This is a genomic window from Methylibium sp. T29-B, from assembly GCF_000576225.1.
Lineage (GTDB): Bacteria > Pseudomonadota > Gammaproteobacteria > Burkholderiales > Burkholderiaceae_C > Methylibium > Methylibium petroleiphilum.
Genome location: NZ_AZSN01000048.1, coordinates 1 through 26,546 on the forward strand (window position 1 = coordinate 1; position 26,546 = coordinate 26,546).

Below are 26,546 nucleotides of genomic sequence, written 5' to 3' on the forward strand. Positions count from 1 at the left end.
GCGCGCACATGCGAAGGAGGCTTTCGCCAATAGTCATCCGGGCAAGCGCAATCCCTACGGCGCACTGCCGCAGATGCGGTTGCTGACCTACCAGATGCCTGACGAGCTGCTGGCGGTGGCCAGTGGTGGCGAGTTCGATGAGTTCGACCTAAACGCGTTCTTCGAGGCGACCGGTGCGGACGCCGCCGCCGAGTTCAAGCACAAGAGCGACGTCCAGAAGTGGCTCGACATCATCCGGGGCGGTCATCTCGCGCATGCAGCTGAGCTGCTGAAGGTGGGCACCAGGCCACCGTTCCCCTACTCGGATGCCCGGCTGTTGCCGTATCTCCAGCACTCGTTCTGGTACCTCCCAAGTGTGGCGGCCTGCCACGCGATGGCAAACCTGCTGGCGGAGAAGCACAACGTCTTCTGGCACGATTACGACGTGGTTGTGGCCGCGGGTGCCTCCGCAGGGATAGGCCTCGATGCACTGCCACCTGTGCGAGAGGCCATCGGTGGCGGGTTCGACACGAAGACGATCACGCTTTCGTGCGGCAAGCTCACCACGGGCGTGACGGTGCCGCAGTGGTCTTCGATCCTCATGCTTCGCAACTTGAAGTCGCCGGAGAGCTACTTCCAGGCGGCCTTCCGGGTGCAGTCGCCTTGGTCCATCAAGAACCCCAACGGTGACAACCCCAACGAGGAGGAAGTCCTCAAGCCGGTGTGCTTCGTGTTCGACTTCGCACCGACGCGTGCACTGCGCCAGGTCTCCGAGTACGGCATCGGCTTGTCGCCGAACGAGAGCAACCCAGAGAACGCAGTCGCGGACCTCGTGTCGTTCCTGCCGGTGCTGGCCTATGACGGCGCCAACATGACGCAGATTGACGCCGGCGGCATTCTGGACATCGCCATGGCTGGTACCTCGGCGACCCTGCTGGCGCGCAAGTGGGAGAGCGCGCTGCTGGTGAACGTGGACAACAACACGTTGCGCCGGATCCTCGACGATCCCGATGCCATGAAGGCGGTGGAGAGCATCGAGGGCTGGCGGTCACTCGGCGACAACATCATCGAGACCATCATCAACAAGAGCGAGAAGGTCAAGGAGCTCAAGAACAAGGCCAAGGAGGGCGGGCTGACCACCAAGGAGAAGCGCGAGCTCTCGGCCGAGGAGAAAGAGTACAAGTCCAAGCGGAAACTGGTGCAGGAAAAGCTGATCAAGTTCGCCACGCGGATTCCGGCCTTCATGTACTTGACCGACTTCCGTGAGAACACGCTCCAGGACGTGATCACCAAGCTTGAGCCTGACCTGTTCCGCACGGTCACCGGCCTGACGGTGAAGGACTTCCACCTGCTGGTCCGCCTCAAGGTGTTCAACACCGAGCACATGAATCAGGCGGTGTTCGCGTTCCGTCGGTATGAGGACGCCTCACTTCGTTACACAGGCATTGAGAGCCACAGCGGCTAATGCACTACGGCCTCTACGACACGGTCGTTGCAAAGGAGTTGTAGTCGTGCGCTTCGAGCCTTAGAGTTGCGGCGGCGCATCCGAGTGTCGCTGTGAATTGATCTCATCATGCAGCACGTGGTCAAGTACGTCGAACCGCAGAACGTGGTGAGCATCGAGCCCGTGTTCGATACCGAGCAGCCGATCGGCGCGACTCTTCGATGAACGTAGTTGAGCGCTATGAGCTGGCACTTTGCGTCAAGGCTGTGAATGCTAAAGGTGGATTCGGAACGTGGTGCATGGACGTGACGTTCCAGCCGACGGAGATTCACGACGTAATTAGGCGGCACGGTGCCGAGAACTTAGTCACTGCGGCTAAAGGATCCTGAGCTTTGATCGTCGGAACCTCCTACCCGTCAGACGACAACGACCAGCTGAAGGACGCGCAGCGCGAGCTGTATTGGCAGCTGGTGCCGCGGCTCTTCGCCGCAGCTCGCGCGGAGTTGCTCCGCGCTGAAGAGATCCTAGAAGCGCAGGTAGTGATCGCAGAAGAAGCACGTGCCATCGAGAGTGTCGACCACCGCGTGCTGCAGGACGCGCACGACATCATGGCCGCCGCCTTTCGCCATGGGCACGACGATGGCGGCCAGCTTCGACTCTTGGAGACCGAGGCCGACCGCGGCGAGCGCTATCGAGCAGCATGGCTGGAATGGTTCGAGACTGAGTTGGGAGCACTGGCCAAGTTGCCACGCTTCGTTCGATCAACCGTGCAGGCAGTGGTACTGGCGAACACCGAGCTCGGATATGCGGCTGAGCGCGATTTAGGCGAGTTACTCGTGTCTCGATACGAACTTCGACACTGGGGTTTTGCGGACGGCTACGCCAAACGCTACCGCCAGCGAAGGGAGGCATAAGGTCATCGCCGCGCTGAGTGGAAGCCTGCCGCATGCATAGCGATCTGCCTGACACACCGCTCGACATCGTTGGTGATGTCCATGGTGAACTCGACGCGCTGAAGGCGCTGCTCGCCGTAGCCGGCTATGACGCTGCGGGGCGTCACCCAAAGGGTCGCACTCTCGTCTTCATCGGTGACATGGTCGACCGAGGACCGAACAGTCCCGGTGTGGTGAGTCTCGTGCGAGAGCTGGTCGAGGCTGGCCGCGCGTTGGCGATTCTCGGCAACCACGAGCTGAACCTGCTGCGCGGCGAGCGCAAGCATGGCAACGATTGGTTCTGGAATGAGCGGCGCGAGCGTGACGCCCGGTTCGCGCCATGCGCGCTGTTGAGCTCCGAGGCCGAGCGGCGGGACATGCTTGGCTTCTTTGCCGCCCTTCCGCTCGTGTTGTCACGCCCCGACCTGCGGGTGACTCACGCCGCCTGGCACACATCTTCCGTCGAGAGTCTGTCCTCGCTCAGCTCCGGCCACCATGCAGGGGAATACTTTCAGTGGTTCGATGCGGAGGCCGAGGCGCAGCTTCAAACGGATGGATGGCTACTCCGCGCCGAGCAGGAGCGAGCCCGCTGGAACATCCACGACGCCGAGCTCGAGCTGCCGATGCTCGACGCCGTCGCACATTGCGACGAGCGCCGTCAGATGGCGAACCCACTCCGCGTCGTCACCTCGGGCATCGAGCGCAAAGCGATCCATCCCTTCTTCACCAGCGGCCAGTGGCGCTTCGCCGAGCGCGTGCGCTGGTGGGACGAGTACGTCGAGGATATTCCCGTGGTGGTGGGTCACTACTGGCGGCAGTACGTGCCGCTGGATCGAGCACATCTCGGCAAGGGCGACCCGGACCTGTTCGACGGCGTTCACCCCTTGTCGTGGTTGGGACCACGAGGCAGGGTGTTCTGCGTCGACTACTCCGCCGGAGGACGCTACCAAGAGCGCCTCACCGGCCAGACCGGGGCGCGCACTCGTCTGGCTCTCCTGCAGTGGCCCGAACAGGTGCTGGTGACCGAAACCGGCGAACGCGTGGGAACCACCAATTTCGGCGTATAGAGCGCACGACCGGGCGCACTTCCGGCTCGGGACAAGATGTAACCGTCACCTACATCGCTCGTGGGCGGCGATTGACGCTTCCCAGGAGACCGTAGGCCAGTCGCACCAACTAACGACCGCCAGTCGCAGAACTGTGGCGCGAGTCGCAGTTAATTTGGCGCCCTACGGCATCCATGATCGTCAAACGTCGATGTTCGCCGCCCTCAACGCATTCGTCTCGATGAAGTCGCGCCGCGGTTCCACCTCGTCGCCCATCAGCATGGTGAAAACGCGGTCGGCCTCGATGGCGTCGTCGATCTGTACGCGCAGCAGGCGGCGCACCGTGGGGTCCATGGTGGTTTCCCAGAGCTGCTCGGGGTTCATCTCGCCCAGGCCCTTGTAGCGCTGCCGGCCCACGCTGTTCTCGGCCTGCTGCATCAGCCAGGCCATGGCCTCGCGGAAGTCGGCCACCTTGGCGTCCTTCTGCTTCTCGCCCTCGCCCTTCTTCACCACGGCCTCGGTGGACACCAGGCCCTTGAAGGCGAGGCCGGCGGTGCTGAGGGCCTCGTAGTCGGCGCCGTGCACGAAGTCGGCGGTGATCACGCTGCTCTTGGTGTTGCCGTGGTGGCGGCGGCTGATGCGGAGCAGGTGCTTGTCGAGCCGGGCGTCGAATTCGGCGCTCACGTCGGCATCGTGCAGCGCGGCCTTCAGCGCGGCGGCGGAGGTTTCGGCATCGGCCAGGGTGTCGAGGTTGAGCACCAGGCCGTCGGCGATGGCGCGCAGCGCCTCCACGTCCATCCAGTTGGCCAGGCGGGCGGTCACGTTGTTGGCCAGCACGTACTGGCGCGCCAGCGATTCCAGCGCGTCGCCCAGCAGCACGGTGCCGCCCACGCCGGTTTCCAGCCGCGCGTCGCGCAGCGCCACGCGCAGCAGGTAGGCGTCGAGCTCGTGGCCGTCTTTCAGGTACTGCTCTTCCTTGCCGAGCTTCACCTTGTAGAGCGGCGGCTGGGCGATGTAGATGTGGCCGCGCTCCACCAGCTCGGGCATCTGGCGGTAGAAGAAGGTGAGCAGCAGCGTGCGGATGTGGGCGCCGTCCACGTCGGCATCGGTCATGATGATGATGCGGTGGTAGCGCAGCTTGTCGGGGTTGTACTCGTCCTTGCCGATGCTGGTGCCCAGCGCGGTGATGAGCGTGAGGATCTCGTTGCTGGTGAGCAGCTTCTCGAAGCGGGCGCGCTCCACGTTCAGGATCTTGCCGCGCAGCGGCAGGATCGCCTGGAACTTGCGGTCGCGGCCCTGCTTGGCGGAGCCGCCGGCGGAGTCGCCCTCCACGATGTAGATCTCGCAGAGCGCGGGGTCCTTCTCCTGGCAGTCGGCCAGCTTGCCGGGCAGGCCCATGCCATCGAGCACGCCCTTGCGGCGCGTCATCTCGCGGGCCTTGCGGGCGGCCTCGCGGGCGCGCGCGGCCTCCACGATCTTGCCGCAGATGATCTTGGCGTCGATCGGGTTCTCGAGCAGGTAGTCGGTGAGCAGCTTGCCGACGATCTCTTCCACCGGGCCGCGCACTTCGCTGGACACCAGCTTGTCCTTGGTCTGGCTGCTGAACTTGGGCTCGGGCACCTTCACGCTCACCACGCAGGCCAGCCCTTCGCGCATGTCGTCGCCGGCGATCTCGACCTTGGCCTTCTTGGCGAGTTCGTTGTCCTCGATGTACTTGTTGATCACGCGCGTCATGGCCGCGCGCAGGCCGGTGAGGTGGGTGCCGCCGTCGCGCTGCGGGATGTTGTTGGTGAAGCACAGCACCTGTTCGCTGTAGCCGTCGTTCCACTGCATCGCCACTTCGACACCGATGTTGGTGTTGAACTCGCTCATCTTGTCGCCCAGCGCGTGGAAGATGTTGCCGTGCAGCACCTTCTTGCCGGTGTTGATGAACTCCACGAAGCCCTTCACACCGCCGGCGTAGGCGAAGTTGTCTTCCTTGGCGTTGCGCTCGTCGACCAGGCGGATCTTCACGCCGTTGTTCAGGAAGCTCAGTTCGCGCAGGCGCTTGGCGAGCACGTCGTAGTGGAAGTCGATGTTGGTGAAGATCTCTTCGTCGGGCAGGAAGTGCACCTCGGTGCCACGCTTCTCGGTGTCGCCCACGATGGCCATCGGCGAGACCTCGAAGCCGTTGCGCATCTCCAGCACACGGTCCTGCGGAAAGCCGCGCCGGAACTCCATGAGGTGCACCTTGCCTTCGCGGCGTACGGTGAGGCGCAACCACTTCGAGAGCGCGTTGACGCAACTCACACCCACGCCGTGCAGCCCGCCCGAGACCTTGTAGCTGTTCTGGTTGAACTTGCCGCCGGCGTGCAGCTCGGTCAGCGCGATCTCCGCGGCACTGCGCTTGGGCTCGTGCTTGTCGTCCATCTTCACGCCGGTGGGGATGCCGCGGCCGTTGTCGGTGACGCTGATGGAGTTGTCGGAGTGGATGGTCACCACGATGTCGTCGCAGTGGCCGGCCAGGGCTTCGTCGATGGAGTTGTCGACCACCTCGAACACGAGGTGGTGCAGGCCGGTGCCGTCGGACGTGTCGCCGATGTACATGCCGGGCCGCTTGCGAACCGCCTCCAGGCCTTCCAGGATCTGGATGGAGCCCTCTCCATAGGCCACCGACGCGTCCGAACCCACGGAGATGGCATGGCCTTCCGCCGACGGCACGGGTTGCTGCGTGACGCCGCTCTGGGCGTCGTGTTGCGGGGTCTTGGGGTCGCTCATGGGGCTCTTTTCCATCACGGGGCCGGTGGACCGGCCCCTTCAAAAACGCTGCAGCGGGCTCGCGGCCCGCTGTGCTGGTGTCGGCTGGGTTGCGGGCTAGATCCGCATCGGCATCACCACGTACTTGAACCCGCCTTGCTCGGGCACGGTGACGAGAGCCGAGCTGTTGGAATCCTGCAGCGACAAGGTGACCATCTCCTGGCCCATGTTGGCCAGCACGTCCATCAGGTAGGTGACGTTGAAGCCGATCTCGATGGCGTCGCCGCCGTAGTCGATCTCGAGCTCTTCCTTAGCCTCTTCCTGCTCGGCGTTGCTGGAGGCGATGCGCAGCGTGCCGGGGTCGAAGTTCAGGCGCACGCCCTTGAACTTCTCGCTGGTCAGGATGGCGGCGCGCTGCAGGCTGGCCAGCAGCGGCGCACGGCCCAGCGTCACGTGGTTCTTGTGGTTCTTGGGGATCACGCGGTTGTAGTCGGGGAACTTGCCCTCGACCAGCTTGGTCACGAACTCCATGCCCGAGAACGCGAACTTGGCCTGGTTGCCGGCGAAGCGCATCTCGATGGCGGTGTCTTCGTCCTTCAGCAGGCGCTGCAGCTCCAGCACGGTCTTGCGCGGCAGGATGACTTCCTGCTTGGGCATCTCCACATCGAGCGTGGCCTGGGCCAGCGCCAGGCGGTGGCCGTCGGTGGCCACCAGCGTGAGGCTCTTGCCCTCGGCGACGAACAGGATGCCGTTGAGGTAGTAGCGGATGTCGTGCACTGCCATCGCGAAGTGCACCTGGGCGATCAGCGCCTTCAGGCTCTTCTGCGGCACGCTGAAGGCCGGGCCGAAATCAGCTGCCTCCTGCACCAGCGGGAAGTCTTCCGCCGGCAGCGTCTGCAGCGTGAAGCGACTCTTGCCGCCGGTGAGCGTGAGCTTGTTCTGCGCGCTGCTGAGCGTCACGTTCTGGTCGGCCGGCAGGGTGCGCAGGATGTCGATCAGCTTGCGCGCTCCGACCGTGGTGCTGAAGTTGCCGGCGTCGCCGTCGAACTCGGCCTGGGTGCGGACCTGGATCTCGAGATCGCTGGTGGTGAATTCGATCGCGTTGCCGGTCTTGCGCATCAGCACGTTGGCCAGCACCGGCAAGGTATGACGCCGTTCGACGATGCCGGCGACGGCTTGCAGTGCACCCAGAAATTTTTCCTGCGGGCTCTTCAAGACAATCATTTAAACCTCTTCAGGTAGTCGTTTTAGTAGGGGCCGGCACTTCGTGTGGACAAGGCCATTTTCGCTTGTTCCGGCAATCACTTAGCTGGGCTTCAACCCTGTGGGTCGTGGCTCGGTTTGCGCGGGAGCCGACCACAACAACTCTGGTGGCCTGGCTCGGGCTGTGGATGACCCTCTGCTTGTTCCGGAGTTGTCCCCAGCTTTGTCACTTGACGGCCTCGGCATGCGCATGCTTCAGCCTTGAGGGTCTGTTCCAGCACGTGGAGCTGCTGGTTCAGTTCGGTGTTCTTGCCGCGCTCGCCGCCGATCTTGCGCACCGCATGCAGCACGGTGGTGTGGTCACGACCACCGAACAGCTCGCCGATCTCGGGCAGGCTCTTCTGCGTCAGTTCCTTGGCGAGGTACATGGCGATCTGGCGTGGCCGCGCGATGCTGGCGGGGCGCTTCTTGGAATACATGTCGGCGACCTTGATCTTGTAGAAGTCGGCCACCGTCTTCTGGATGTTCTCCACGCCGACCTGGCGGTTCTGGATCGACAGCAGGTCCTTCAGTGCCTCGCGGGCCAGCGCGATGTTGATGTCCTTCTGGCTGAAGCGTGCATAGGCCAGCACCTTGCGCAGCGCGCCCTCGAGCTCGCGCACGTTGGCGCGCACGTTCTTGGCCACGAAGAAGGCCACGTCCTCGGGCATCGGCGTGCCTTCGACGTCGGACTTCTTCATCAGGATCGCGACGCGCATTTCCAGCTCGGGCGGCTCGATCGCCACCGTAAGTCCGGCATCGAAGCGCGAGGTGAGGCGCTCGTCGATGTCGGCCAGCCCCTTGGGGTAGGTGTCGCTGGTCATGATGATGTGCGCGCGCTTGGCCAGCAGCGCCTCGAAGGCGTTGAAGAACTCCTCCTGGGTGCGCTCCTTGCCGGCGAAGAACTGCACGTCGTCGATCAGCAGCAGGTCGAGCGAGTGGTACTTGGCCTTGAGCTCGTCGAAGGTCTTGCGCTGGTAGTTCTTCACCACGTCGGTGATGAACTGCTCGGCGTGCAGGTAGAGGATGCGCGCGTCGGGCTTGTCGCGCAGCAGCGCGTTGCCCACGGCGTGGATCAGGTGGGTCTTGCCAAGGCCCACGCCGCCGTAGATGAACAGCGGGTTGTACATGACCCCCGGCGCGCCGGCCACGTGCAGCGCGGCGGTGCGCGCCATCTGGTTGGCGCGACCCGGCACCAGGGTGTCGAAGGTCAGGGCGGTGTTGAGCCGGTGCGTCGGCGTCGGCGCGCTGGCCTGTGTGTAGGCCCCTGCGTTCGACGACGAGGGGGCACCGAGCCACTGGCCGGCGGCCTGCGGATGGCCGTTGCTGCGCGGCGCATCCGATGAAGGCCGCGGCGGCGCCTCGCGTGCGGCGAGCTGCAGGTCCAGACGCACCGGCTTGCCCGCCAGGTCGCTCAACACCGATTCGATGCGCGCGGCGTACTGATTGCGGATCCAGTCGAGCTTGAAGCGGTTGGGAACCCGCAGCGTGGCCACGGCCGTATCGCCGCGATCGACGAGTTCGGCCGCGGGGAGAGGACGGATCCAGGTGTTGAACTGCTGCTCGGGCAGTTCGGTCGCCAGGCGTTCGCAGCCTTGAGACCAGACGTCGGCGCTCATCGTTCTTGTGGACAATTCTTTCTTCAGCCGAACGATTCTAGCGGTCGAAGCGCGGCTGGGAAGAGGTTATCCACAGTCGTTTTGCGTCTGACGAACCGGCCGTGGAGGCAGGGTTCTCGGTGCAAGTCGTTGACCGAAAAGGGTATTTTTGATGTAATCCTGGGTTCCCCGCATCGGGTACGCGGCTGGGTCGGGCAATGCGCTCGAGCCGCTGCAGGCTCACTGCAGCATTGCCGGGACCCGGGCCTTTAGCGAGACCGGCTTCCCGGCACGCCGACGTTCCCCATGCCCCCGCATTGCCCGTCCAGGGGCCAGAGGCTCACATGAAACGCACCTACCAACCTTCGAAGACCCGTCGCGCCCGCACCCATGGTTTCCTCGTGCGCATGAAGACGCGCGGCGGCCGCCGGGTGCTGAATGCCCGCCGCGCCAAGGGCCGCAAGCGCCTGGGCCTCTGATCCAGCCGCTTCCGCTCGCGACGCGTGAGCCGCACCACCGCCCCCGCGGGGTTGCGCGCTGCCGATTTCGAGCGGGTGCTCGCCCAGCGGCCCTGTGCCCGGACCGAACACTTCGTGCTGCACCACCTGTCCACCGCGAAAGAGGGTGCCGCCGGGGAGTTGTCAACACCGGCGACCGGTGCGTCCGACGGACTTGTGGATGAACCGCTGCGTTTCGGCCTGGTGATCCCCAAGCGCCATGCGCGCCGCGCCGTGACGCGCAGCCTGATCAAACGTCAAGGGCGCAACGCCTTCCAGCGCGGGGCGGGCGGCTTGCGCGCGGGCGACTGGGTTTTGCGCCTGCGCAGCCCATTTCCGGTGGCTCAGTTCCCCAGCGCTGCCTCGCACGCGCTCCGCACCGCGGTGCACGGCGAGTTGGCCACGCTGTTCCTCGCGGCCGCATCCGGGGCACGGGCGATGAGCGCGGCGCCGGGGGCGGCGGCCTGGCTGGCTGGCCTGCCGCAGCGGCTGCTGATCGGGGTGGTGCAGGGCTATCGCCTGTTCTTCAGCGCCTGGCTCGGCAGCGGCTGCCGCTTCACACCGAGCTGTTCCGTCTATTCGATCGAGGCGCTGGAACGCCACGGCGCACTGAGCGGCAGCTACCTGACCACGCGACGCCTGCTGCGCTGCCATCCCGGCTGTGCCGGGGGCCACGACCCGGTTCCCGATCGGCCGCCCGGCTGGCTCACCGGTCGCCGTGTCGCTGAATCGTCCTCTTCTTCCTCTTCCAGCGAGGTGGCCGCGCCGGCACCCCGCGCTCCCTGCGAGATCTCGTCATGACCGATATGCGCCGCACCCTGCTGTGGGTGGTGTTCACGATGTCGCTCGTCCTGTTGTGGGACGCGTGGAACAAGCACACCGGCCAGCCCTCGATGTTCGCGCCGGCGCCGCGGCCGGTCGCGGCCGCCAGTGCGCCCGGCGTCACGCCGCCAGCCTCGTCGTGCTGCCGTCCGCCACGGCGGTGGCGCCGGCAGCCGGCAGCGGCGCACCACCGGCCCTGGTGGCGCCGCCCGCCACGGCGCCGACCGTGACCGTGAGCACCGACGTTCTGAAGCTCACGCTCGATGCGCGCGGCGGCGACGTGGTGCATGCCGAGCTGCTGACCCAGGTGGACCAGAACGACCGCACTCGCAACGTGGTGTTGTTCGACCGCTCGAAGGAGCGCGTCTACCTTGCGCAGACCGGCCTGGTGGGCGCTCCCGATCTGCCCAACCACCTGACGGCCTACACGCTGGTGCCCGGCGAGACCAGCCTGGCCGCGGGCAAGGACGCGCTGGAGGTGGTGTTCGAGTCACCCGAGCAGGGCGGCGTGAAGCTGAGGAAGACGCTGACCCTGCAGCGCGGCAACTACGCGGTGCAGGTGCGCCACGACGTGGTGAACACCGGCACCGCCGCGCTCTCGCCGCAGCTCTATGTGCAGCTGGTGCGCGACGGCAACGCGCCCCCGGGGAGTCGAGCTTCTACAGCACCTTCACCGGCCCGGTGGTCTACACCGACGCCAGCAAGTTCCACAAGGTCGACTTCAAGTCGATCGAGAAGGGCAACACCGAGCACGACAAGACCGCCGACAACGGCTGGGTCGCGATGGTGCAGCACTATTTCTTCTCGGCCTGGCTGCACAACGACAAGGCGCCGCGTGAGTTCTACACGCGCAAGATCGATGTCAACCTGTACGCGGTGGGCCAGCTGTTCCCGCTGGGAGAGATCGCCCCGGGCGCAAGCAAGCAGTTCGACAGCGTGCTGTTCGTGGGCCCGCAGGAAGAAAAGAAGCTCGAGACCCTGGCCCCCGGCCTGGAGCTGGTGAAGGACTACGGCTGGTTCACGATCATCGCGAAGCCGCTGTTCTGGCTGCTCGACCAGCTGCACAAGCTGATCGGCAACTGGGGCTGGGCGATCGTGGCGCTGGTGGTGCTGCTGAAGGCGGCGTTCTACTGGCTCAACGCCAAGGCCTATGCGTCGATGGCGAAGATGAAAGCCATCAACCCGAAGATCATGGAGATGCGCGAGCGGCTGAAGGACAAGCCGCAGCAGATGCAGCAGGAGATGATGCGCATCTACAAGGAGGAGAAGGTCAACCCGCTCGGCGGCTGCCTTCCGATCCTGGTGCAGATGCCGGTGTTCATTGCGCTGTACTGGGTGCTGCTGTCGAGCGTGGAGATGCGCAACGCACCCTGGCTGGGCTGGATCACCGACCTGTCGGTGCGCGACCCGCTGTTCATCCTGCCGATCGTGATGACCGGCACCACGCTGCTGCAGACCTGGCTGAACCCGACGCCGCCGGATCCGATGCAGGCCAAGATGATGTGGATCATGCCGCTGGTGTTCTCGGTGATGTTCTTCTTCTTCCCGGCCGGCCTGGTGCTGTACTGGATCACCAACAACCTGCTGTCGATCGCGCAGCAGTGGGTGATCAACCGGCGGCTGGGCGTGAACTGATCTAAGTCGTCGTTGGCCCGCCCGGGCCACCCCGCCACGACGCCCCGCTTGCGGGGCGTCCTGCATTCGGGGCCGACAATCGCGCTCATGCTGCTGCCCCGCCACCACGATCCCATCGTCGCGATCGCGACGGCACCTGGGCGCGGCGCCGTGGGCATCGTGCGCGTGTCGGGGCGCGGACTCGGCGCGCTGATCGAGGCCGTGTGCGGACGCGCGCTGCAGCCGCGCCATGCCCACTACGGCCCCTTCCTCGACGCGCAGGGCGAGGCCATCGACCAGGGCCTGGCGCTGCACTTTCCGGCGCCGCACAGCTACACCGGCGAGGAGGTGCTGGAGCTGCAGGCGCACGGCGGCCCGGTGCTGCTGCAGCTGCTGCTGGCGCGCTGCCTCGAGGCCGCCGCGCAGCCCGATGCGCGCAGTGGCCTGCCGCGCCTGCGCGGCCTGCGTGTGGCCGAGCCCGGCGAGTTCACCGAGCGCGCCTTCTTGAACGACAAGCTCGACCTGGCCCAGGCCGAGGCGGTGGCCGACCTGATCGACGCCAGCACCGAGGCCGCGGCCCGCTCGGCTGGCCGGGCGCTGGCCGGCGCGTTCTCGCAGCAGGTCGACACGCTGCGCGACAGGCTGATCGAGCTGCGCATGCTGGTCGAGGCCACGCTCGATTTCCCCGAGGAGGAGATCGACTTCCTGGAGAAGGCCGACGCGCGCGGCCGGCTCGCCCGCATCGCCGAGGCACTGGACGCGGTGCTGGCGCGGGCGAAGCAGGGTGCGCTGCTGCGCGAGGGCCTGCGCGTGGTGCTGGCTGGGCAGCCCAACGTCGGCAAGAGTTCGCTGCTGAACGCGCTGGCCGGCGCCGAACTGGCGATCGTGACGCCGATCGCCGGCACCACGCGCGACAAGGTCGCCGAGACCATCCAGATCGAGGGCGTGCCCTTGCACGTGGTCGACACCGCGGGCCTGCGTGCCGAGGACGATGCGCGCGATGAGGTCGAGCGCATCGGCATGCAGCGCAGCTGGGGCGCGATCGGCGAGGCCGATGCGGTGATCTTCCTGCACGACCTCACGCGTGCCGGCGATCCGGGCTACGACGCTGCGGAACGCGACATCGAACAACGCCTGCCGGCCGGCGTGCACGTGCTCGATGTGCACAACAAGGCCGACGCGGCCGCGGCTGGCGCTGCCGCGTTGGCGCCGCAGGCGCTGCGGCTGTCGGCGCGCACCGGCGAGGGCCTGGACACGCTGCGCCACCGGCTGTTGCAGCTGGCCGGCTGGCAGGCCGGCAGCGAGGGTGTGTTCATCGCCCGCACCCGGCACCTGCAGGCGCTGCAGGCCACGGCCGAGCACTTGGTGCGCGCGCGGCAGCTGGCGGACCGTGCCGACGCCGCCCTCGACCTGCTGGCCGAGGAGCTGCGGCTGGCGCACGACGCGCTCGGTGCGATCACCGGCCGCTACACGCCGGACGAGTTGCTGGGAGACATCTTCAGCAGGTTCTGCATCGGGAAGTAGGATCGAGTCCAAAGCAGTCCACCGGAATCTAAACAGCGCACCTAAGTGCCTGTCAGACAAGCGGTAGATGCTCCTACACTGTCCACTTGGACCCACCCGCAGCCGAGCCCTGCTGGGTCCAAGTTTGGGTCCAAGTAGCTACTTGGACCCGGGCAGACCGTCTACTTGGACCCAGCGAGGTGCACATGGCGCTCACCGATACGGCCCTGAAGGCCCTGAAACCCAAGGACAAGGCCTACACCGTGGCCGACGAGCGAGGCTGTACGTCGAGGTGTTCCCGACGGGCGGCATCGTCTGGCGCTATCGCTACCGCGTGGCAGGCAAGCGGGAAAAGCTGACGCTGGGCAAGTACCCCGCGCTGACTCTGAAGAACGCGCGGCTGAAGCGCGACGAGGCGGCACAGACTGCGGCAATGGACAAGTCGCCGGCCAAGCAGAAGCAGTTGGCCAAGCGGGCGGCAGCCGACGCGACCACCGTGTCCGAGTTCGGCGAGCGGTTCCTCCGCGAGATCGTCGCCAAGGACCGGCAGGACATCACCATCCCGCGCCGCTATTTCGACAAGGCCATCGTGCCGGCGATCGGTGCCAAACCGGTGTGCGGCGTGACCACCGAGGACGTGCGGGCCATCATCTGGAAGAAGAAGGACGAGGGCTTCGACGCTGCGGCCGGCAGTATCCGCGGCGTCTTGAAGCGGCTCTTCGACTACGCGATGACGGCCGGGCTGGTGACAGTGAACCCGGTGCTGGCGCTGCCAATGCGCCATGTCCACCGATCGAAGTCCCGCGACCGCGCGCTAGCACCGGATGAGGTCCGCAGCTTCCTGAAGGCCGCGTTCGAGTCCAATATCCGCCGCCAATTCAAGATTGGATTGCACCTGATCCTGCTGACGATGGTGCGCAAGTCGGAGTTGCTGCTGGCGCGCTGGGCGCATGTGGACTTCGACAAGGCAGAGTGGCACATCCCGGCCGAGCACTCCAAGACCGGTAAGCCCCACATCGTCTACCTGTCGCGGCAGTCGCTCGCGTTGTTCAAGGAACTTCAGGCGCTCGCCAGCGGCAGTGAACTGGTGATGCCGGGCCGGGGCAGCCTGACCAAACCCTTCGCACACAACGCGATCAACAACGCTTTGAAGATCGCGCTGGCAGGGCAGGACATCCCAGCGTTCACGATCCATGACCTGCGCCGCACAGCTTCCACGCTGCTGCATGAGAACGGCTGGGCGTCGGACGTGGTGGAGAAGGCGCTGAACCACACCATCGGTGGCGTGCGCGGGGTCTACAACCGCGCCGAGTACGAGCCGCAGCGGCGCGAGATGCTGCAGTTCTGGGCGGACTACATCGACCAGTTGATGACGACCGGTCAAGTCGTCCTGGGTCGGTTCAAGCAGGTGGCCTGACGCTGCACTACAGAGTACGCCTGGGGCGCCCGAGCGAAGTAGTGTTGCTGCGTCTTTGGGAAACTCGCTAGACCGCAGGCGGACACGCGCGTTGGCTACGATCGGCGGGGTCCAATTCCCCTGGATGGTTCAGCCTAGGCGCGTGTCGAGGCGGAGTGTACGGCGGCGCCGACAGCGAAGCGATTCGAGTTAATCGTAGTCGGGAACATCGGGGTCGTTGAGGCGCAAGTTGTACAGCGGGTACTCCCCTTGCGATGGTGAACTGCGGCGTCCCGGTGGTCATTCACCCGACGTTCACGGGCACCAAAGTCATGGTGTCGTTGCCGAAGATGTCTATCACCTTTACCGCCACCGTGTAGCGGCCAGGGCGGTCGTAAGTGTGCACGGCCGTGGTCAGGTCAAGGACGCGGCTTTGGCGGGTGCGAAAACTCTGCCACTCGTTCTCGAAGATGTAGCCGCCCGTCCACCGCTCCTCGAACTCGGGCAGCTTCAACTCGCCCTGGGGCGGCTCGAAGCCTTCCAAGCTGGCCACGCCACCAATGCCCGTGCCCACGGGAACCTTGATGATCTCCTTGCGTTGCAGGTAGTCGAAGTCCACGGCCCAGTAGTCCACCCAGTCGGTCCAGTGCTTGGTCAGCCGCTCCCGATTCACCACGCCTTCCTTGTTCTTGCTGATCTTGTAGAGCTGGCCCTGCTCGCAGATCACTTCGCTCTTACCTTCCTTCAAGGCGGCAATCGCGGCCTCTGCCGCCCCCTGCGTGTAGTACACGGAGAAGTCGGACAGCTCTATGCTCACGGCAAGCTTGTTCTTCTTGTCGTAGCGGGGGCTGGCCTCGACAAAGCTGATGTCGTGGAAGACCACCTGGCCCTTGTCCACCGCCCGCTTGTCGAAGACCTCGGCGGGGATGTACTTCGGGCTGAGGTCGATGCCCTTGCTTCGGGCCTCTTCCAGTACCGCAGGGAACAGGCCCATCTCGAACTCGAATGCCAGGATGGCCGACAAGATCGCGACAATCCTGCGCGCCGATGGGTTGCCACCAGGCCCGCGCACGTAGTTCCCGACACCCACGATCGCGAGCATCGGCGCGGGGTTCGAGGCCGTTGGCGGGTTCCTGGTACCGAGTCTGCGCAGTCCACTGCGCCTATTCATTGGCGCCGATATGCGAATGATGCGAAGCCATGTTCCCGGATAGGCCGGGAGCGCCTAACAGGGGCGAACATGGCGCATCAACTGCAATCTTCACGGGCCATCTTGCGGCGCACGCAAGTGGAGGCGGAATCCGGCTACTCACGTTCCACGATCTACCTGCGTATCTCGCAAGGGCTGTGGACCAAACCCGTCAGCCTGGGAGCAAGGGCTGTAGGCTGGCCTTCGGGCGATGTGTTGGCGCTGAACGCGGCGCGTATCGCAGGCAAGACTGACGAGCAGATCCGCGCACTGGTGCTGAAACTGGAGGCGAACCGCCTGATGGCCGATGCCGGGACAGCGGCGTCCGCGCTGGAGTAGGCCGTGCCCGCCACCCGGCTGAACCCGCGGCTGGCCAAGATCCACCGTAGTTACACGGTGGAGGAGATCGCCAAGCTGTACGGCGTGCACCGAAACACGGTGCGGGCCTGGATCGGCCGCGGCCTGCCGACCATCGATCAGCGTCGCCCGTTGCTGGTGCTGGGCAGCCACTTGGCCGACTATCTGCAGATTCGGCGCACGGCGAACAAACGGTCGTGCGCTCCGGGCGAGATCTACTGCTTGCGCTGCCGTGAGCCACGGGCGCCGGCCGGGGGCGTGGTGCGCTACCACCCGCTGACGCCGACGCAGGGCAACTTGGTGGGCCTGTGCGGGTGCTGCGGCGCGGGCCTCAACCGCCGCGTGAGCCAGGCCAAGTTGCCGCTGGTTCAGGGCGTCTTGAGCGTCATGCTCCCGCAGGCGCGGGAGCACATAGACGAGAGCGCTCTGCCCTCCCTGAACAGTGACTTCGTGCAGTACGGAACCGACCATGCGAAAACACCACCCTGACAACGAGCGCATCAAGCGCGAGTACTTCGTGCTTCTGAAGGAGGCGAAGGGCCAGAGCGAGGACTCGGTGGACGCCGCGGCCAAGGCCATCGCGCGCTTCGAGGCCGACACGCAGTATCGTGACTTCAAGGCCTTTCACTTCGAGCAAGCGGTGGCGTTCAAGCGGCGGCTGGCCGACCGCGACAGCAAGACGACCGGCGAGAAGTTGAGCAAGGCCACCCAGTACGCCACGCTGGCGCACCTGAAGCGCTTCTTCCAGTGGCTGGCGCTGCAGCCGGGTTATCGGTCAAAGCTTCGGTACTCAGATGCCGAGTACTTCAGCTTTTCCGACAAGGACTCCCGGGTGGCCAGGGCGCGTCGCGAGCGGCCGGTACCGACGCTGGAGCAGGTCAAGCACGTCATTGGAACCATGCCGGCCAATAGCGAGATCGAGCAGCGCAACCGCGCCCTGCTGGCCTTCGCGCTGCTGACCGGCGCCCGCGACAGCGCGCTGGCCAGCCTGAAGCTCAAGCATGTGAACTTGGAAGCTGGCAGCGTCTTCCAGGACGCGCGCGACGTGAAGACCAAGTTCAGCAAGACCTTTACGACCTTCTTCTTCCAGGTGGGCGACGAGATCCGGCGGATCGTGGACGACTGGGTGCAGCACCTGCGCCGAGACCTGTTGTGGGGCAACGACGACCCGCTGTTCCCGGCGACGCGGGTCGAGTTGGGTGATCGGCTGCAGTTCGAGGCGGTCGGCATCGAGCGCAAGGCGTGGGCGACGGCGGCGCCGATCCGGGCGATCTTCAAGCAGGCGTTCCAGGCGGCGGGGCTGCCGTACTACAACCCGCACAGCCTGCGCAGCACTCTGGTGCTGCTCGGGCAGCAGGTGTGCCAGTCGACGGAGCACTTCAAGTCGTGGAGCCAGAACCTGGGGCACGAGGGTGTGCTGACGACCTTCATCAGCTACGGGACGGTGGCGACCCAGCGGCAGGCGGAGATCATTCGGTCGTTGGGTAACCAGCCTCAGCGGCCGTTGGAGGTTCGTGCGATGACATGGCCGAGGCATTGCTCCGGGCTATGCAGCGCCGTGGATTGAACGTGGCGGCGCCAAGCAACCCATTGACACCCGACCTGCCACAAAGCACCAACTGACCGACCCGGCAGGCCGATTGAACCGCTGTCATCGACCGTACCGACGTGTCACAAAGCGCGCTGGCCGGAAGAATGCGCGCTCTTCCTTATCCGGGGGCGGCGGCGCTGATCGTGGTGACCAGTCGGGCGTGCCCCGCCTTCGAGCGCGCTCGGCCCGGACCAGCCAGAAGACGAAGTGCGACAGGATCACATACAGGTGTTTGGGGCAATGGTCCCAGAACCAATGAAGCCGGTCGATGGCATCTGCCGGTGCCGTAAGCAACCGCGCACCACGCATGTCCCACGGGAGCAATATGCCCTCGGTGCTGCATTGCTCCAGGACCAGCAGCACCTCGGGATCTTGCATAAGCCACTCGAGCCACGCGTCGAACTCCGGGTCGAAGTCGGGGTCGAGTTCCGCTGCGATCGCGTGGTGGCTCAGCTCGGCGGGCAGTTCTGCACTATCGGCAACGTCGAAGTCGATCGCGCGAAGCTCCATCGCGTCGGCCTCGGCGTACCAAGGGTCCGGGTCTTCGTCGTTCATCCAAGGCCCCTTGACCTGACTGCTCTATCGGGCGAGGTGGCCGACCGGCTCAGTCGTCCCACGTCAAGGCCGAATCTGCGAAGTAGTCCGTGAGTCCCGGCCCACCGAGGAACCGCATCTCTTTCGCCTTATCGGAGGGCGACCGGATGTTGACAGGCCCCATACGCAACCCTTCGACGCGACGGCTTTTTCGAACCCGTCGAAGTCCGTGATCTTGAACACCTTCTGCTGGCATTGATCGCAGAACTTGATGTCTGGGTGGTCGGTTTCCGTGAGCTGCTCCGGTTTCAGCCGGCATCGATAAATGACCGCCACGCGCTTGTCATCGGCGGCTTGGCCATTCAGAACAATTGCGGTCGGTGAGGTGTCGCGCAGCATGTCCGCCCCCTTGGACCCATGCTAGCGCTCGATGCTTACGATGCCCTCCGCCATGGTTGGGCGCCTGGCAGGCGCTTGCCGCGAAAGGGGGGCGACGTAGACTCGGCTATGGCTGCAGCTACCGAGCATCTCGACTGGAACGAGCCGACAGTACCGCCACAGGAAGTCGACGGAACCGTCGCTTCCGAGCCTCTACTGCCTTGCGTGATCGATCCCCCAGGATCGGCGCGCTGCGCATCGCTCCCAGCTCGTTTGAACAACGAGTTGTGGACTGGGCACCACCAGGCCCGCTGTCCTGGGACTAGGTGGCGGCGGGTAACGTGTTTTCGGTCACCCAGCGTTGCTGGGTCCAAGTTTGGGTCCAAGTGCGCGTAGAGAAAGGCCCGAAACAAGCATTCATGCGGCTTAGCAAGGGATTGCTATTTTCTGCATCGAAGTGACGCACTTCACGTTCCGCATGGCGATCCTCCCCGAAGCGCGCGTTTGGCTTGCGCGTCCGACGTGCCGATAATCGGTTCACGCTCAGGCTTCGAATCCACAACGCCATGACCACCGACGAACTGATCCACGTGATCCAGTCGCTGAACGCCGAAGACGCGTTCCGCCCGCGGCTGGACCCGCAGCAATGGCGTACCTTCACGCAGTACCTGACGCGCCACGAGATCCGCTCCGGCGAGCTGCTGCTCAAGCAGGGCGAGCAGGATCGCACGCTCTACTTCCTGGGCCAGGGGTCGCTGCAGGTCTACGCGACCGGTGGCACGACCAACAAGATCGCGATCCTGCGGCCCGGCGCGATGTGTGGCGAGCCCGGACTGTTCGCCGACGGCGAGCGCACCGCCTCGGTCGAGGCGATGACGGCCAGCGTGGTGTGGGCGCTGCGCCTGCCGCGTTTCGAGGAACTGTGCGCCCGTGTGCCGGTGATCGCTCTGGAGGTGCTGCGCGCGGCAGGGTCGGTGATGGCGCTGCGCATGCGCGGCAACATCGCGCGGCAGACGCCGATCACCTGAGCATCGAAGCGGCCCGCCGATGACGCTCAGTGTCCTTCGAAGGACACCAGCGTGAACAGCGGCAGGCCGGCGGCGCGCAGCTTGGCGGCGCCGCCGAGTTCCGGCAGGTCGACGATCGCCGCGCCTTCGATCACCGTGGCGCCGAGGCGCTCGAGCAGCCGCTTGCCGGCCATCATGGTGCCGCCGGTGGCGATCAGGTCGTCGATCAGCAGCACGCGGTCGCCGGCCTTCACGGCGTCGGTGTGGATCTCCACCGCGGCCGAGCCGTACTCCAGCTCGTAGCTTTCCTCGACGGTGGTGTAGGGCAGCTTGCCCTTCTTGCGGATCGGCACGAAGCCGATGTTGAGTTCGTAGGCCAGGACCGAGCCGATGATGAAACCGCGCGCGTCGAGCCCGGCGATCGCGTCGGGCCGCAGGTCGAAGTAGCGGTGCACGAACTGGTCGATCAGCACGCGGAACACCTTCGGGCTCTGCAGCAGTGGTGTGATGTCGCGGAACTGCACGCCCGGCGACGGCCAGTCGGGCACGGTGCGGATGGTCTGGCGGATCAGGCTGCGGTCGTCCATGCGGGTGGCGTGGCGGTGAGTTGAAACGCTTGGGGGATGCCGGTCATTCATTATCGGCAGCCCTGCCGACGAGCGGCGATGTCAGGCCGGCGGCAAGCGCCCGAGCAGCACTGGCGGCCCGCCGCCGGGCGCCGCGCGCAGCACCAGACCTTCGCCCGACGCGGTGCTCTTGCCGAGCAGCGCGCTCAGCGTGAACTGGTGGCTGACCCACACCTCGAAACGGCCCGCGGGCACCTTCGCGAGCGCCTGCCGTAGCGCGGCGACCTGCGACGAAGCGGCGTCGGTTCCTGTGCGCACCGAGCCGAGTGCGGCCCAGCGTTCGACCGTGCCGAACGCGAGCGTGGCCGTTTCGATGCAGCGGCACCACGGGCTCGATTTCACGGCCGACGGCTGCAGGCCCTGTGCTGCAAACCACGCACCGATGCGGCGGGCCTGGGCGCGCCCGGCGTCGTCGAGGTTGCGCTGGGTCGCACACTGCTCGAGCGTGAAGCCCGGCGGATCGAAGGTGCCGGGGGCGTAGGCATGGCGGAACGCGGCCACCACGGCGCCGGCGCGCAGCGCCTGAGCCAGATCGGGCAGGTCGAGCGCCTCCACACCTGCGGCCGACCGGGAGAAGAGCAGCGCTGCCGGCGCGGTGCTCACCAGCGTGGCGTTCAGCAGCAGTGTGCGGCGAGACAACGGCATGGTGGACCCGCCGCTCAGCCGCTCAGCCGCGCAGCAGCCGCGCCTCGGCGCGGGCCAGCGTTTCGGGTCGGCCCGACAGCACCAGCGTGTCGCCGGCGGCGAGCACCAGGGCATCGTCTGGATGCACCACGTTGCCGTGGGCGCGGCGCAGCGAGACAACCTGCACCTGCAGTTCGGTGAGCGCCTGTTCGACGATCGTTCGGCCGAGGCTGGCGCTGCTCTCGGACAGCGTGACGCTCTGCAGGCGCCGCTGCTGCAGCTCCTCGACGGTGTCGTCGTCGGCGCCGTGGAAGTAGCCGCGCAGCAGGCCGTAGCGCGCGTCGCGCTGGTCCTGCACGAGCCGGATCACGCGCCGCATCGGCACGCCAACCAGCGCGAGCACGTGCGAGGCCATCATCAGCGAGCCCTCGATCGCCTCCGGGACCACCTCGGTCGCGCCGGCAGCCTGCAGCGGCTCGAGGTCGCTGTCGTCGAGGGTTCGCACGATGACCGGCACCGTGGGGGCGTGTTCGCGCACCAGTCGCAGGATCTTCAGCGCCGAGGGGGTGTCGTGGTAGCTGATCACCACGGCCGTCGCGCGCGCCAGGCCGGCCGCCATCAGGCTCTGCAACCGCGCCGCGTCGCCGAACACCACGTTCTGGCCGGCCGCCGCGGCCTGGCGCACGCGGTCGGGGTCGAGGTCGAGCGCGACGTAGGGATCTGCTCGGTGCTCAGCAGCTGCGCGAGGTTCTGACCGCTGCGGCCGTAGCCGCAGATGATCACGTGCGCCTCGGCATGGATCGACTTGGTGGCGATGCTGGTCAGCGCCACCGATTGCAGCAGCCAGTCGCTGGCCGCGAGCCGCATCACGATGCGGTTGCTGTAGACGATGAGCAGGGGCGTGGCGAGCATCGACAGCACCATCGACGCCAGCACCGGGCTTTGCAGGCGCTCGGGCAGCAACTGGCTCTGCGTGGCCAGCGCCAGCAGCACGAAGCCGAATTCGCCGGCCTGCGCGAGATAGAGCCCGGTGCGCAGCGCCACACCGGCCGGCGCGCCGAAGACCCGCGCCAGGAGCGTGACGAGGCCGAACTTGAACAGCACCGGCAGCACTGTCATCGCCGCCACCACCATCCACTGGTCCCAGATGGCGCGCCAGTCGAGCTTCATGCCGATGGTGATGAAGAACAGCCCGAGCAGCACGTCGTGGAAGGGCCGGATGTCGGTCTCGACCTGGTGCTTGTATTCGGTCTCGGCGATCAGCATGCCGGCGATGAAGGCGCCGAGAGCCAGCGACAGGCCGGCGTGCTCGGTCAGCCAGGCCAGGCCCAGCGTGACGAGCAGCAGGTTCAGGATGAACAGCTCCTCGCTGCGCCCGCGGGCCACCAGCGTGAGCCACCAGCGCATCACGCGCTGGCCGCCCACCAGCAGCAGCGTCAGCAACACGGCGGCCTTGAGCCCGGCGAACAGCAGCGCGCGCGTCATGTCGCCGGCCGATTCGCCGAGCGCCGGGATCAGCACCAGCAGCGGCACCACGGCCAGATCCTGGAACAGCAGCACGCCCATCACGCGGCGGCCATGCGGTGTCTCGAGCTCGATGCGCTCGGCCATCATCTTGACCACGATGGCGGTGCTGCTCATGGCCAGCGCCGCGCCCAGCGCGATCGCACTCTGCCAACCCAGCCCCCAGGACTTGCCGGCCATCGAGAAGACCCAGGCCAGCAGGGCGTTGCCGGCCACGGTGGCGGCGATGGTCAGCGACACCTGCGACAGCCCGAGGCCGAACACCAGCGTGCGCATGCTGCGCAGCTTGGGCAGATTGAACTCCAGCCCGATGACGAACATCAGGAACACGACTCCGAACTCGGCGAGGTACTGCACGCCGACGGAGTCGCGTGCCAGCGCCAGCGCGTTCGGACCGATCAGCACGCCGGCGGCCAGGTAGCCGAGCATCGGCGGCAGCTTCAGCGACCGGCAGGCCGCGACGCTGAGCACCGCGGCCACGAGGTAGAGCAGGGCGAGTTCGAGGGAAGAGGCCATCCGTTGGGGGCTTGCAGGATCGGTGCCGCGGGCGGCGACCCGCATGGGGGGCGGCGCCTAGAATCATCCGATGCTACCGAAGGCCCTGCGGCGCGAGCCCGGGGCGCACCCTGTGACGCCACCCTCCGCTTCTTCTTCCTCTTCCTCCTCGTATTCCCCGCAGCGCAGCGTCAAGATGGGCGCGCAGGCGCTGGCGGTCGAGGCGCAGGCGCTGGGCGCACTGCAGCAGCGCATCGTCGGGCCGATGGCCGACGCGTTCGCACGGGCGGTCGCGGCCATGCTGGTATGCCGCGGCCGCGTGGTCGTGATGGGCATGGGCAAGAGCGGCCACGTGGGCCGCAAGATCGCCGCGACACTGGCCTCGACCGGCACGCCGGCGATGTTCGTGCACCCTGCCGAGGCGAGTCACGGCGACCTGGGCATGGTGACCCCGTCCGACATCGTGCTGGCGATCTCGAACTCCGGCGAGAGCGACGAGCTGGCGGCCATCCTGCCGGTGCTCAAGCGGCTGGGCGTCATGCTGATCGCGATCACCGGCCGGGCCGACTCCAACCTCGCGCGCCATGCCGAGCTGGTGCTCGACAGCGCGGTCGCACAGGAGGCCTGTCCGCTGAACCTGGCACCGACGGCCAGCACCACCGCGCAGATGGCGCTGGGTGACGCCCTCGCCGTCGCGCTGCTCGATGCCCGCGGCTTCAAAGAGGAAGACTTCGCGCGCTCGCATCCTGGCGGTTCGCTGGGGCGCAAGCTGCTGACGCACGTGCGCGACGTGATGCGCGGAGGCGACGCGGTGCCGAGCGTGGGGCCGGCAACGGCGTTCACCGACCTGATGCGCGAGATGAGCGCGAAGGGCCTGGGCGCCACAGCGATCGTCGATGACGCCGGCCGCGTGCAGGGCATCTTCACCGACGGCGACCTGCGCCGCCTGATCGAGAAGGGCGGCGACCTACGCGCGCTGACGGCCGCGGAGGTGATGCATCCGGCGCCGCGCACGGTGCGCGACGACGCACTGGCCGTCGATGCCGCCGACCTGATGGAGACGCACCGCATCACCAGTGTGCTCGTGGTCGATGCCCAGGGCGTGCTGGTCGGTGCGCTGAACATCAACGATCTGCTGCGCGCGAAGGTCATCTGATGGATGAGCAGAGCCGGCGCGAATTCCGGGCGACGCTGCAGTTCGCGCCGTCGCTGCTGCTGAAGGCGCAGGGACTGCGCGCGGCGATCTTCGACGTCGACGGCGTGCTGACCGACGGGCGGCTGTACATCGGTGAGCACGGCGAGACCGTCAAGGCCTTCAACTCGCTCGACGGCCATGGCCTCAAGCTGCTGGCGCAGGGCGGCATCGCGCCGCTGGTGATCACCGGCCGCGATTCACCGGCGGTGCGGCGGCGCGTGGCCGATCTGGGCATCGCACACGCGGTCTACGGTGCCCACGACAAGCTGGTTGCCGCGACCGCGTTGCTCGCGACGTTGGGCCTGGACTGGCCCCAGGTGGCGGCGATCGGCGACGACTGGCCCGACCTGCCGCTGCTGGTGCGGGCCGGCTTCGCGGCGGCGCCGTCCAACGCGCATGCCGAGGTGCGCGCGCGGGTCGACCACGTGACGACGTTGGCCGGCGGCCACGGCGCGGCGCGCGAGTTCTGCGACCTGATGCTGGTGGCGAGCGGGCGCTACGCCGGCCTGCTGCAGGGTCATCTCACCACGCTGGACAGCGGCACGGTGGCGGGGCCATCCCCATGACCGATCGCGGCGACAGCCCCGAGCCGCCGTTCGCCGAGCTCCTGCCGCTGGCCCCGCAGGGCGGCGCGCGCGAGGCGGTCGGCGGCCCGTGGACCGCGCGCGCGCTCGATCACCTGCTGCGCTACCTGCCGGTGCTGCTGATGGGCGCGCTGGCGGCGCTGAGCTGGTGGCTGGTGAAAAACACCCCGGTGCCGGGCGACACCAAGGCGGCCCAGGCGCTGAGGCACGAGCCGGACTACACGATGCGCGGCTTTTCCGTCGTGAGCTACACGCCGAGCGGCGCGCTGCGCTCGCGGCTCGAAGGCGACGTGATGCAGCACTACCCGGACACCGACACGATCGAGGTCGAAGGCGTGCGCCTGCGGGCGGTCGACGAGACGGGTCGCGTCACGTTGGGCAGCGCGCAGCGGGCGCTGAGCAACGGGGATGCGACCCAGGTGCGGCTGACCGGCGGCGCGCGCGTGATCCGCGAGCCGGGCCCGGGCGAAGGCCCGTCGGCACGGCTCGAGATCCGCGGCGAGTTTCTCGAGCTGTTCACCGAGACGGAGCGGGTGCGCTCGCACCTGCCGGTGACGCTGTTCACCGGTCGCGGTGAGATGCGCGCCGGCAGCCTCGACTACAGCCACCTCGACCGCATCGGCCAGCTGAGCGGTCGCGTGAGCGGCGAGCTGCTCGCCACGCCGCAGGCGGCGCCGTGAGTTCCGCCGCGCCGCTGGTCTTCATCACCGGGGCGTCGAGCGGCATCGGCCAGGCCCTGGCGGCCCGCTTCGCGCAGGCCGGCTACCGTCTGGCGCTGGTAGCGCGCCGCGCCCACGAGATCGAGGCCTGGTGCCGTGCCCGTGGCTGGCCAGCTGAACGTTGGGCGGTCTACGCGGCCGACGTGCGCGACGTGGCGAGCATCACCGCGGCCGGCCGCGCGTGCCTTCAGGACCAGGGCCTACCCGACGTGGTGGTGGCCAACGCCGGCATCAGCATCGGCGTCGATACCGCGGAGTACGAAGACCTGGAAGTGATCCGCGCCACCTTCGAGACCAACAACCTTGGCATGGCTGCCACGTTCCAGCCCTTCGTGAAGCCGATGCGCGAGCGGCGCTCGGGCACGTTGGTGGGAGTGGCGAGCGTCGCGGCCATCCGCGGCCTGCCCGGCCACGGCGCCTACTGCGCGAGCAAGGCGGGCGTGGTGAGCTATTGCGAGAGCCTGCGCGGTGAGTGCCGCGTGTTCGGGATCCGGGTCGTGACGTTGGTGCCCGGCTACGTGGCGACGCCGCTGACTGCCGGCAACCGCTACGGCATGCCCTTCCTGATGACGCCCGAGGCCTTTGCCGAGCGCGCCGTGGCGGCGATCCGGGCCGGCGTCAGCTACCGCGTGATCCCCTGGCAGATGGGGATCGTCGCCAAGCTGATGCGGCTGCTCCCGAACGCCGTGCTGGACCGTGCGCTGGTCGGACGGGGCCGCAAGAAGCGCCAGGGCGAATAGGGCCCGCCAAGACAAAAGGCGGTGGGCCGAAGCGCCACCGCCTTTGAGGAATCCCGGAAGCCGGCATCGACCGGCTCGTGCGATGGGGGCTCTCAGTAGCCGCCGCGGCCACCGCCGCCGCCGCCGTAACCGCCACCACCACCGCTGCGACCACCGCCGCCGCCATAACCGCCG

General features: G+C 66.9%; 22 protein-coding genes and 4 pseudogenes. 17 read left to right on the plus strand and 9 right to left on the minus strand.

Annotated elements, in window-relative coordinates:
- The 3 genes and pseudogenes from Y694_RS09960 to Y694_RS09970 form a co-directional block, all read left to right on the plus strand.
- A pseudogene (locus Y694_RS09960) lies at window positions 1-1,444 on the plus strand (restriction endonuclease); the annotation flags it as partial.
- A 371-nt stretch (window positions 1,445-1,815) separates the two neighbouring features.
- Window positions 1,816-2,337, plus strand: a complete 522-nt coding sequence (locus Y694_RS09965; protein ID WP_036231978.1) for a hypothetical protein — start codon at window positions 1,816-1,818, stop codon at window positions 2,335-2,337.
- A gap of 32 nt (window positions 2,338-2,369) precedes the next feature.
- Window positions 2,370-3,422, plus strand: coding sequence for a metallophosphoesterase (locus Y694_RS09970; protein ID WP_036231980.1), 1,053 nt, complete (start codon window positions 2,370-2,372; stop codon window positions 3,420-3,422).
- A 180-nt stretch (window positions 3,423-3,602) separates the two neighbouring features.
- Here the strand turns inward: Y694_RS09970 and gyrB are convergent, their stop codons facing one another.
- The 3 genes from gyrB to dnaA all read right to left on the minus strand — a co-directional run bounded on the left by gyrB (window position 3,603) and on the right by dnaA (window position 8,998).
- A complete protein-coding gene (gene gyrB, locus Y694_RS09975; protein WP_011827604.1) occupies window positions 3,603-6,158 on the minus strand; it encodes a DNA topoisomerase (ATP-hydrolyzing) subunit B in 2,556 nt (851 codons plus the stop codon).
- 96 nt (window positions 6,159-6,254) lie between these two features.
- Window positions 6,255-7,361: a DNA polymerase III subunit beta gene (gene dnaN, locus Y694_RS09980; protein ID WP_011827603.1), complete on the minus strand. Its 1,107-nt coding sequence runs from the start codon at window positions 7,359-7,361 to the stop codon at window positions 6,255-6,257.
- A gap of 92 nt (window positions 7,362-7,453) precedes the next feature.
- Complete coding sequence (gene dnaA / locus Y694_RS09985; protein ID WP_231497617.1) at window positions 7,454-8,998, minus strand: chromosomal replication initiator protein DnaA; 1,545 nt, start codon at window positions 8,996-8,998, stop codon at window positions 7,454-7,456.
- A 323-nt stretch (window positions 8,999-9,321) separates the two neighbouring features.
- Here dnaA and rpmH point away from each other — a divergent pair, with 323 nt between their 5' ends.
- The 6 genes and pseudogenes from rpmH (at window position 9,322) to Y694_RS10010 (ending at window position 14,830) form a co-directional block, all read left to right on the plus strand.
- The gene (rpmH, locus tag Y694_RS09990; RefSeq protein WP_011831400.1) at window positions 9,322-9,456 is read left to right on the plus strand and encodes a 50S ribosomal protein L34; all 135 of its coding nucleotides are present in this window, start codon (window positions 9,322-9,324) and stop codon (window positions 9,454-9,456) included.
- A gap of 24 nt (window positions 9,457-9,480) precedes the next feature.
- A pseudogene (locus Y694_RS26485) lies at window positions 9,481-9,816 on the plus strand (ribonuclease P protein component); the annotation flags it as partial.
- Window positions 9,817-9,912: 96 nt separating this feature from the next.
- Entirely contained in the window at window positions 9,913-10,275 is a 363-nt protein-coding gene (gene yidD / locus Y694_RS25725; RefSeq protein WP_409072476.1) for a membrane protein insertion efficiency factor YidD, read from the plus strand.
- Window positions 10,272-11,931: pseudogene (yidC, locus tag Y694_RS10000) on the plus strand (membrane protein insertase YidC). The gene yidD and the pseudogene yidC overlap by 4 nt, the downstream one beginning before the upstream one ends.
- Before the next feature lie 90 nt (window positions 11,932-12,021).
- On the plus strand, window positions 12,022-13,434 hold the full coding sequence (gene mnmE / locus Y694_RS10005; RefSeq protein WP_036232015.1) for a tRNA uridine-5-carboxymethylaminomethyl(34) synthesis GTPase MnmE: 1,413 nt from the start codon (window positions 12,022-12,024) through the stop codon (window positions 13,432-13,434).
- A gap of 271 nt (window positions 13,435-13,705) precedes the next feature.
- Window positions 13,706-14,830, plus strand: a complete 1,125-nt coding sequence (locus tag Y694_RS10010; RefSeq protein WP_231497619.1) for a site-specific integrase — start codon at window positions 13,706-13,708, stop codon at window positions 14,828-14,830.
- A gap of 283 nt (window positions 14,831-15,113) precedes the next feature.
- Here the strand turns inward: Y694_RS10010 and Y694_RS10015 are convergent, their stop codons facing one another.
- Window positions 15,114-15,911, minus strand: coding sequence for a PKD domain-containing protein (locus Y694_RS10015; RefSeq protein ID WP_036231983.1), 798 nt, complete (start codon window positions 15,909-15,911; stop codon window positions 15,114-15,116).
- 138 nt (window positions 15,912-16,049) lie between these two features.
- Here Y694_RS10015 and Y694_RS10020 point away from each other — a divergent pair, with 138 nt between their 5' ends.
- From Y694_RS10020 to Y694_RS10030, 3 genes are read left to right on the plus strand one after another with little or no spacing between them, the layout of a single operon-like run.
- Window positions 16,050-16,337 (plus strand): AlpA family transcriptional regulator, encoded by a 288-nt coding sequence (locus tag Y694_RS10020; protein ID WP_036231986.1) that lies wholly within the window; start codon window positions 16,050-16,052, stop codon window positions 16,335-16,337.
- A 3-nt stretch (window positions 16,338-16,340) separates the two neighbouring features.
- Window positions 16,341-16,844 carry a helix-turn-helix domain-containing protein gene (locus Y694_RS10025; protein WP_036231988.1) on the plus strand — a complete coding sequence of 168 codons (504 nt, stop codon included), beginning with the start codon at window positions 16,341-16,343 and terminating at the stop codon, window positions 16,842-16,844.
- A complete protein-coding gene (locus Y694_RS10030) occupies window positions 16,825-17,922 on the plus strand; it encodes a tyrosine-type recombinase/integrase (protein ID WP_051495691.1) in 1,098 nt (365 codons plus the stop codon). Before Y694_RS10025 ends, Y694_RS10030 begins: the two co-directional genes overlap by 20 nt.
- Before the next feature lie 84 nt (window positions 17,923-18,006).
- On the opposite strand, the gene Y694_RS10035 is transcribed toward Y694_RS10030, so the two are convergent.
- Window positions 18,007-18,501, minus strand: coding sequence for a hypothetical protein (locus Y694_RS10035; protein WP_036231990.1), 495 nt, complete (start codon window positions 18,499-18,501; stop codon window positions 18,007-18,009).
- Between the two features lie 63 nt (window positions 18,502-18,564).
- Window positions 18,565-18,879, minus strand: coding sequence for a hypothetical protein (locus tag Y694_RS24195; protein WP_152543561.1), 315 nt, complete (start codon window positions 18,877-18,879; stop codon window positions 18,565-18,567).
- A gap of 545 nt (window positions 18,880-19,424) precedes the next feature.
- Here Y694_RS24195 and Y694_RS10040 point away from each other — a divergent pair.
- The gene (locus Y694_RS10040) at window positions 19,425-19,886 is read left to right on the plus strand and encodes a cyclic nucleotide-binding domain-containing protein (RefSeq protein ID WP_036231993.1); all 462 of its coding nucleotides are present in this window, start codon (window positions 19,425-19,427) and stop codon (window positions 19,884-19,886) included.
- Window positions 19,887-19,912: 26 nt separating this feature from the next.
- On the opposite strand, the gene Y694_RS10045 is transcribed toward Y694_RS10040, so the two are convergent.
- The 3 genes and pseudogenes from Y694_RS10045 to Y694_RS10055 form a co-directional block, all read right to left on the minus strand.
- Complete coding sequence (locus Y694_RS10045; protein WP_036231995.1) at window positions 19,913-20,452, minus strand: adenine phosphoribosyltransferase; 540 nt, start codon at window positions 20,450-20,452, stop codon at window positions 19,913-19,915.
- A gap of 81 nt (window positions 20,453-20,533) precedes the next feature.
- Window positions 20,534-21,136: a histidine phosphatase family protein gene (locus tag Y694_RS10050; RefSeq protein ID WP_036231998.1), complete on the minus strand. Its 603-nt coding sequence runs from the start codon at window positions 21,134-21,136 to the stop codon at window positions 20,534-20,536.
- A 22-nt stretch (window positions 21,137-21,158) separates the two neighbouring features.
- Window positions 21,159-23,155 (minus strand): annotated as a pseudogene (locus tag Y694_RS10055) (monovalent cation:proton antiporter-2 (CPA2) family protein).
- 175 nt (window positions 23,156-23,330) lie between these two features.
- Between Y694_RS10055 and Y694_RS10060 the strand changes: the two are divergent.
- Genes Y694_RS10060 through Y694_RS10075 form a run of 4 tightly spaced genes read left to right on the plus strand, consistent with a single transcriptional unit; the run spans window position 23,331 to window position 26,372 of the window.
- Entirely contained in the window at window positions 23,331-24,290 is a 960-nt protein-coding gene (locus Y694_RS10060; protein WP_049820848.1) for an SIS domain-containing protein, read from the plus strand.
- Complete coding sequence (locus Y694_RS10065; RefSeq protein WP_036232001.1) at window positions 24,290-24,895, plus strand: HAD family hydrolase; 606 nt, start codon at window positions 24,290-24,292, stop codon at window positions 24,893-24,895. Before Y694_RS10060 ends, Y694_RS10065 begins: the two co-directional genes overlap by 1 nt.
- Window positions 24,892-25,593 (plus strand): LPS export ABC transporter periplasmic protein LptC, encoded by a 702-nt coding sequence (lptC, locus tag Y694_RS10070; RefSeq protein WP_011831380.1) that lies wholly within the window; start codon window positions 24,892-24,894, stop codon window positions 25,591-25,593. The genes Y694_RS10065 and lptC overlap by 4 nt, the downstream gene beginning before the upstream one ends.
- Window positions 25,590-26,372: an SDR family oxidoreductase gene (locus Y694_RS10075; RefSeq protein ID WP_036232004.1), complete on the plus strand. Its 783-nt coding sequence runs from the start codon at window positions 25,590-25,592 to the stop codon at window positions 26,370-26,372. Before lptC ends, Y694_RS10075 begins: the two co-directional genes overlap by 4 nt.
- Window positions 26,373-26,546 lie beyond the last annotated feature (174 nt).

Excerpts from the sequence above, each read along its gene's own strand:
- Y694_RS10030 (WP_051495691.1), top strand. The coding sequence starts at position 16,825 with ATGCGAAAACACCACCCTGACAACGAGCGCATCAAGCGCGAGTACTTC.
- lptC (WP_011831380.1), top strand. The coding sequence starts at position 24,892 with ATGACCGATCGCGGCGACAGCCCCGAGCCGCCGTTCGCCGAGCTCCTG.
- Y694_RS10035 (WP_036231990.1), bottom strand. The coding sequence starts at position 18,501 with ATGAACGACGAAGACCCGGACCCTTGGTACGCCGAGGCCGACGCGATG.
- Y694_RS10020 (WP_036231986.1), top strand. The coding sequence starts at position 16,050 with ATGGCGCATCAACTGCAATCTTCACGGGCCATCTTGCGGCGCACGCAA.
- Y694_RS10060 (WP_049820848.1), top strand. The coding sequence starts at position 23,331 with ATGGGCGCGCAGGCGCTGGCGGTCGAGGCGCAGGCGCTGGGCGCACTG.
- Y694_RS24195 (WP_152543561.1), bottom strand. The coding sequence starts at position 18,879 with ATGCTGCGCGACACCTCACCGACCGCAATTGTTCTGAATGGCCAAGCC.
- Y694_RS09970 (WP_036231980.1), top strand. The coding sequence starts at position 2,370 with ATGCATAGCGATCTGCCTGACACACCGCTCGACATCGTTGGTGATGTC.
- Y694_RS10065 (WP_036232001.1), top strand. The coding sequence starts at position 24,290 with ATGGATGAGCAGAGCCGGCGCGAATTCCGGGCGACGCTGCAGTTCGCG.
- Y694_RS10015 (WP_036231983.1), bottom strand. The coding sequence starts at position 15,911 with ATGCTCGCGATCGTGGGTGTCGGGAACTACGTGCGCGGGCCTGGTGGC.
- Y694_RS10050 (WP_036231998.1), bottom strand. The coding sequence starts at position 21,136 with ATGCCGTTGTCTCGCCGCACACTGCTGCTGAACGCCACGCTGGTGAGC.
- dnaA (WP_231497617.1), bottom strand. The coding sequence starts at position 8,998 with ATGAGCGCCGACGTCTGGTCTCAAGGCTGCGAACGCCTGGCGACCGAA.
- Y694_RS10045 (WP_036231995.1), bottom strand. The coding sequence starts at position 20,452 with ATGGACGACCGCAGCCTGATCCGCCAGACCATCCGCACCGTGCCCGAC.
- rpmH (WP_011831400.1), top strand. The coding sequence starts at position 9,322 with ATGAAACGCACCTACCAACCTTCGAAGACCCGTCGCGCCCGCACCCAT.
- gyrB (WP_011827604.1), bottom strand. The coding sequence starts at position 6,158 with ATGAGCGACCCCAAGACCCCGCAACACGACGCCCAGAGCGGCGTCACG.
- yidD (WP_409072476.1), top strand. The coding sequence starts at position 9,913 with ATGAGCGCGGCGCCGGGGGCGGCGGCCTGGCTGGCTGGCCTGCCGCAG.
- dnaN (WP_011827603.1), bottom strand. The coding sequence starts at position 7,361 with ATGATTGTCTTGAAGAGCCCGCAGGAAAAATTTCTGGGTGCACTGCAA.
- Y694_RS10040 (WP_036231993.1), top strand. The coding sequence starts at position 19,425 with ATGACCACCGACGAACTGATCCACGTGATCCAGTCGCTGAACGCCGAA.